At 45.3% G+C, this 6,002-nt stretch carries 6 protein-coding genes; 3 read left to right on the top strand and 3 right to left on the bottom strand.

Annotated features, from left to right (window positions below; translation table 11 throughout):
• The first annotated feature begins 62 nt into the window (after positions 1-62).
• From hutU to ACTRWI_RS06820, 3 genes are all read left to right on the top strand, one after another.
• Complete coding sequence (hutU, locus tag ACTRWI_RS06810) at positions 63-1,757, top strand: urocanate hydratase (protein WP_499130031.1); 1,695 nt, start codon at positions 63-65, stop codon at positions 1,755-1,757.
• A 14-nt stretch (positions 1,758-1,771) separates the two neighbouring features.
• Positions 1,772-3,304: a histidine ammonia-lyase gene (gene hutH, locus ACTRWI_RS06815; protein WP_032498703.1), complete on the top strand. Its 1,533-nt coding sequence runs from the start codon at positions 1,772-1,774 to the stop codon at positions 3,302-3,304.
• A gap of 208 nt (positions 3,305-3,512) precedes the next feature.
• Entirely contained in the window at positions 3,513-4,238 is a 726-nt protein-coding gene (locus ACTRWI_RS06820) for a DUF3581 domain-containing protein (protein ID WP_499130033.1), read from the top strand.
• On the opposite strand, the gene ACTRWI_RS06825 is transcribed toward ACTRWI_RS06820, so the two are convergent.
• The 3 genes from ACTRWI_RS06825 to ACTRWI_RS06835 all read right to left on the bottom strand — a co-directional run.
• On the bottom strand, positions 4,235-4,462 hold the full coding sequence (locus ACTRWI_RS06825; protein ID WP_499130034.1) for a hypothetical protein: 228 nt from the start codon (positions 4,460-4,462) through the stop codon (positions 4,235-4,237). The genes ACTRWI_RS06820 and ACTRWI_RS06825 overlap by 4 nt on opposite strands.
• Before the next feature lie 18 nt (positions 4,463-4,480).
• On the bottom strand, positions 4,481-4,702 hold the full coding sequence (locus tag ACTRWI_RS06830; RefSeq protein WP_499130035.1) for a trypsin-like serine protease: 222 nt from the start codon (positions 4,700-4,702) through the stop codon (positions 4,481-4,483).
• A 522-nt stretch (positions 4,703-5,224) separates the two neighbouring features.
• On the bottom strand, positions 5,225-6,002 hold a 778-nt coding region (locus ACTRWI_RS06835; RefSeq protein ID WP_499130037.1), incomplete at its 5' end, for a hypothetical protein.

A 6,002-nucleotide genomic window follows, 5' to 3' on the forward strand; every position in this document is an offset into this window, starting at 1 on the left:
ATACAGATAAATACAACTACAACGATAACAACGATATAACGTGAAACAGAAGGAATTTCAAAATGACGGAACACCACAACAGTGACCCTCGTCTCGACACGGCTCGCGAAATTCGCGCACCTCATGGCACAACTTTGCGCGCAAAATCTTGGTTAACAGAAGCACCACTACGTATGCTGATGAACAACCTAGATCCTGATGTGGCAGAACACCCGCATGCACTGGTTGTGTATGGTGGTATTGGTCGTGCAGCACGCGATTGGAAATGTTACGACAAGATTGTTGAAGTATTAGAGCGTTTAGAAGACGACCAAACACTACTTGTTCAATCGGGTAAACCTGTAGGCGTGTTCCCGACTCATAAAAACGCACCTCGCGTGTTAATCGCTAACTCGAACCTTGTTCCACATTGGGCAAACTGGGAACACTTCAACGAGCTCGATAAAGAAGGCTTGATGATGTATGGCCAAATGACCGCAGGTAGCTGGATCTACATCGGATCACAAGGCATAGTTCAAGGTACTTATGAAACCTTTGTCGCTATCGCGAAGAAACACTTCCAAGGCGAAGCAAAAGGCAAGTGGGTACTTACAGGTGGCCTTGGCGGCATGGGTGGTGCTCAACCTCTTGCAGCGACCATGGCTGGCTTCTCAATGATTGCGGTTGAGTGTGATGAATCACGCATCGATTACCGTCTGCGTACTGGTTATGTAGACAAGAAAGCCACCAGCTTAGATGAAGCGATGGCTATCATTAAAGAGTCTGACACACCTATTTCTGTTGGTCTGTTGGGTAACGCTGCGGATGTGTTCCCTGAGTTAGTAGAGCGCAACATCACGCCAGATGTCGTAACAGACCAAACCTCGGCGCACGATCCTCTGAATGGCTACTTGCCTCAAGGTTGGACGATTGAGAAGGCTGCGCAAGAGCGTACCATTGATGAAGCGAAAGTCGTTAAAGCAGCTAAGCAGTCCATGGCGATTCAAGTTCAAGCGATGCTTGACCTGCAATATCGCGGAGCTGCAACCGTGGACTATGGCAACAATATTCGTCAAATGGCATTGGAAGTAGGCGTAGAGAACGCGTTTGATTTCCCAGGTTTCGTTCCTGCTTATATTCGTCCACTGTTCTGTGAAGGTATCGGTCCTTTCCGTTGGGCTGCTCTATCTGGCGACCCAGAAGACATCTACAAAACAGACCAAAAAGTAAAAGAGCTGATTCCAGACAATCCTCACCTGCATAACTGGCTAGATATGGCGCGTGAACGCATTCAGTTCCAGGGTCTACCGGCACGTATCTGCTGGGTAGGTTTGAAAGATCGTGAACGCTTAGGCCAAGCCTTCAATGAAATGGTGAAAAATGGCGAGCTGAAAGCACCAGTCGTTATCGGTCGTGACCACCTAGATTCAGGTTCGGTTGCAAGTCCAAACCGTGAAACAGAAGGCATGATGGATGGTTCAGATGCCGTATCAGATTGGCCTCTATTGAATGCACTGCTAAACACAGCTGGCGGCGCAACTTGGGTTTCTTTACACCATGGTGGCGGCGTTGGTATGGGCTTCTCGCAACACTCAGGTATGGTGATTTGTTGTGACGGCAGTGAAGATGCTTCACAGCGTATTGCACGCGTACTTCACAATGATCCAGCAACAGGCGTTATGCGTCATGCGGATGCGGGTTACGACATTGCTAAGCAGTGTGCGAAAGAAAAGAAACTTGATTTACCTATGCTAAACGAAGAACTTCGTCGCCTTTAATGTCTGGAGAGAACATGTTGAATTTATTACTTAAACCAGGGCATCTAGGTCTATCTGAACTACGTAAAATCAGCCGCAGTCCGGTGAATTTGTCGCTCGACTCTGCTGCTATCCCAGATATTGAAGCGAGTATGCAGGTTGTCGAACAAGTGATTGCAGAAGACCGCACTGTTTATGGCATCAACACGGGCTTTGGCTTGCTGGCGAACACCAAGATTGCTCCAGAAGATCTCGAAGTTCTACAGAAAAGCATCGTACTTTCTCACGCAGCAGGCATAGGTAAATTCATGTCTGACGAAACCGTGCGCTTGATGATGGTACTCAAGATTAACAGCTTGTCTCGCGGCTACTCAGGTATCCGACTCAAGGTAATCAATGCCCTGATCGATCTAGTGAACGCGCAAGTCTACCCTTGTGTGCCACAAAAAGGCTCAGTGGGCGCATCAGGCGACCTTGCTCCCCTTGCTCACATGAGTACTGTTCTACTTGGTGAGGGCCAAGCTCGTCACAACGGTAAAATTATCACTGGTTTAGAAGCGATGAAGATCGCGGGACTAGAGCCAATCACACTCGCTCCTAAAGAAGGTTTAGCGCTACTCAACGGTACGCAAGCATCCACCGCATTCGCCTTAGAAGGCCTATTCGCAGCAGAAGACTTGTTCGCGTCTGCGACGGTATGTGGCGCGATGTCTGTGGAAGCTGCGCTAGGTAGCCGCCGCCCATTTGATCCTCGAATTCACCGCGTTCGTGGTCACCGTGGGCAAATGGACGCTGCGTTGGCTTACCGTCATCTGCTCGACCAGAAGAGTGAGATTGGTGAATCGCACACGTGTTGTGAAAAGGTCCAAGATCCTTACTCACTGCGTTGCCAGCCTCAAGTGATGGGCGCGTGTCTACAGCAGATCCGTAACTCAGCAGAAACACTAATGGTTGAAGCAAATTCCGTATCGGACAACCCACTGGTCTTTGCAGACGATGGTGACATCATTTCGGGTGGTAACTTCCACGCAGAACCGGTTGCTATGGCCGCCGATAACCTAGCCTTAGCCATTGCTGAAATTGGTAGTTTGTCAGAGCGTCGAATGGCACTGCTGATTGATAGCGCCCTCAGCAAACTTCCACCGTTCTTAGTCGACAATGGCGGCGTTAACTCTGGCTTTATGATTGCTCAGGTTACCTCAGCAGCACTAGCTAGTGAGAACAAAACACTGGCTCATCCAGCTTCTGTAGACAGCTTACCAACGTCCGCTAACCAAGAAGATCATGTTTCTATGGCAACCTTTGCAGGTCGTCGTCTTCGTGACATGGCAGAGAACACTCGTGGAATATTGGCGGTTGAGTATTTAGCAGCAGCGCAAGGGTTGGATTTTAGAGCGCCAAACCTCTCTTCACCTCGAGTAGAAGAAGCGAAACAGATCCTGCGTGAAAAAGTCAGCTTCTACGACAAAGACCGCTACTTCGCACCGGATATCGAGCAAGCTAACTTATTGCTCAAATTATCTGTGCACAACCACTTAATGCCTGAAGGTATTTTGTGTAGCTTCTAAGTCGTGAAATAACACATCATATAATCAAGGGCTATCGATTAGCCCTTGTTGCATTGAACCAATCACCATATCCCCCTTAAAAACCTCACATACCATCCAACGTATTTATCTAATTGACTGATATATATGCAAAGTTAACTGGATAGACCATTAGATCGAAGTTAGTTAGCTATAATCCATCCCAGATTTGATGACTAATAGCGATACTATGTTTCTGACACCTTACTTTTCTACTGAAGACAATCAATTTCAATTCACTCGTGAACAAGCAAGCCACTTTGCTAAAAAAGTAGCCGGCGACTTCAACCCAATTCACGATGAAGACAACAAGCGCTTCTGTGTTCCTGGCGATCTTTTATTTGCGGTTCTTCTGCAAAAAGAAGGTATCAGCCAAAAAATGCGTTTTGATTTTTCAGGTATGGTTGGTAACGGTATTGCGTTAAGCGTTGATAATAAGTGTGAAAAAGAGAGCTCACTTATCGATGCAAATGGTAAAGAGTACCTACACATGTCTTGTGAAGGTGAGAAGAGCCACGATCAAGCTTTCATCGAGCACGTAGTAACAAACTACGTTAAGTTCTCAGGTATGAACTTTCCTCACATCATGGTTCCTCTTATGGAAGAGCAACAAATGATGATCAACTGCCAGCGCCCTCTTGTGATTTACGAGAGCATGGAAGTTGAGTTTGCTCGCCTAGACCTTTCTCACCCAGAAGTTGAATACTCTGGAGCGACGTTTGACGTTGAAGGCAAGCGCGGCATCGTGACACTGAACTTCGATTTCAAAGAAGATGGCGAAGTAGTCGGTAAAGGTGTGAAGCGCATGGTAGCAAGCGGCCTTAAGCCATACGACCAAGCTTCTGTAGACGACCTAGTATACCGCTTCAACGAACGCAAAGAGATGTTTCTAGCTCAGTTCTCAGCTGCCGCTTAAGTAAGCGAATAGAGAATTAAAAAGCCCAGCTTGATATCCTCAAGTTGGGCTTTTTTCATTCGATGCAACTGACTCATGGATGAGTATTGCTCTTGCGATGAATTCTGGTCACCCCAACCTATGACAGTTAACATCTGACCTGCATTCAAGTTATCACGGACATATCCAACGACCAGATTGACGGTAGATTCCGCAGACTTATCACTAAGCTCAATAATGGCCATGTCATTATTCGCAGGCTCTTAAGTATAATTTTCATGAGCATAAATTTGCTCAACAGAATAGCGGTGAAGCTCTGCGCCGGGCGAAGAAAGATCAGAGACACCAATGACAACTTCAAATTCTTGGTTTCTGCTTGCTTCGATACAGTGTGCTGCGGTGAGTACATATCGCTCACCAATAAAACTTGCACCGCAGAACTGCCCTTCGTAGGCGTCCACATTTTTTGAAACAAGCGCGACCATGAATGGCTAGCTACCTTTTACCGCTTCATTACCGTTAATAATTATGAGGAGAAATATCTGCCAACACTGGCATTGAAGAGAGGCCAACCGCATAAATACTTTATGGCAGCCATTTTGTCTGGATAACTTTCATTACCTAACCTTTCATTTGTTTTAATAATGACGGGTAGGTTATTTGATAAAAATTAAATATAAATGGTAAGCGAACCAAAATATGGCTTACCTTGAAACGTAACGGATATTAGTGGTTGATTAACTCATTACTCCATAGAGCAAATAAAATCCAACGCCTAATCTTTTGTTTGTAATCAACATATTCGGCACCGAATAATTACTCTAGTGCTCGCTCTTCTGGTTTGATTTGGAACTGATTGATACCAAGTTAGAAACGGAAATTGGAGGTAGCTAGCATCGTGAATTCAGATCAATAAAGCCCAGCTGATTTCATCAGGCTGGGCTTTTCGCGTTTAACTACAGGTGATAAGTTGGCTATCAGTCTTAAGCTAGCGCAAGTAGTATAGCCTACTGATCACCTTTCATCTTCATTGGTGAAAATGACTTACGCACGATCGCACCGCCTAAAAGCACAAATAACCAATGCCAAGCCAGAGAACCACCGCTGCCGCCCCCTGAGCTTTTTGCGTTTTGCATTCCTTCAGCTTTAGATATCTTTATCTCATCGGTATAAGAGAAGTTCTTGACCGTAGCTTTGTCATTTCCATTGGAACCAAACCAATCCTTCACATATTTAATCATAAAGCTATTATTGGAGTCTCTCACCATCGGTAGGTTGACCGAATCAGAAAACTCACCAGAGAAACTATCAAGTTTTTGACCATTAATATAAACCTCAACAAAATCATGATCAGCTTCAGACGATGCAGTTAGGTCAAACGAAACAGTACCAGAAGGAATCCCCTCAACAATAAGCGCTGTAGATGTACCATGGCTAATGGACGGTGAGGACAGCGTGTCACCTTCTGTAACCCAAGCTTGTGTGTTGTAGACGCCACTGTTTGGTATGCTTACATATGAACTCACCGTATTCGTTACATTTCTCGCTCCGATTACAGAAGCCGTTGATTTAACCGTTCCTACTAATTGGTCAGTATCAACGTAAATACCAAATTCATGTTTACCAAATGAATTTAGGTTATAGCTCATCACAACTTCACAGCTTTGCCCTGCAGTTAAAGTGCTACATCCGTTGTCTGTTATAACCGTGTCGTAATAAGAAACAGGATAAACATTCAAAACTTCAATATTTTGATCTGATTTGTTGGTAAATTCAAAAGTATGT

It is taken from the genome of Pseudoalteromonas sp. G5_S1_14_S5, from assembly GCF_054968605.1.

Bases quoted from the DNA above. Each gene is read 5' to 3' on its own strand.
- ACTRWI_RS06820 (WP_499130033.1), top strand. From the start codon at position 3,513: ATGTTTCTGACACCTTACTTTTCTACTGAAGACAATCAATTTCAATTC.
- ACTRWI_RS06830 (WP_499130035.1), bottom strand. From the start codon at position 4,702: ATGGTCGCGCTTGTTTCAAAAAATGTGGACGCCTACGAAGGGCAGTTC.
- ACTRWI_RS06825 (WP_499130034.1), bottom strand. From the start codon at position 4,462: ATGGCCATTATTGAGCTTAGTGATAAGTCTGCGGAATCTACCGTCAAT.
- hutH (WP_032498703.1), top strand. From the start codon at position 1,772: ATGTTGAATTTATTACTTAAACCAGGGCATCTAGGTCTATCTGAACTA.
- hutU (WP_499130031.1), top strand. From the start codon at position 63: ATGACGGAACACCACAACAGTGACCCTCGTCTCGACACGGCTCGCGAA.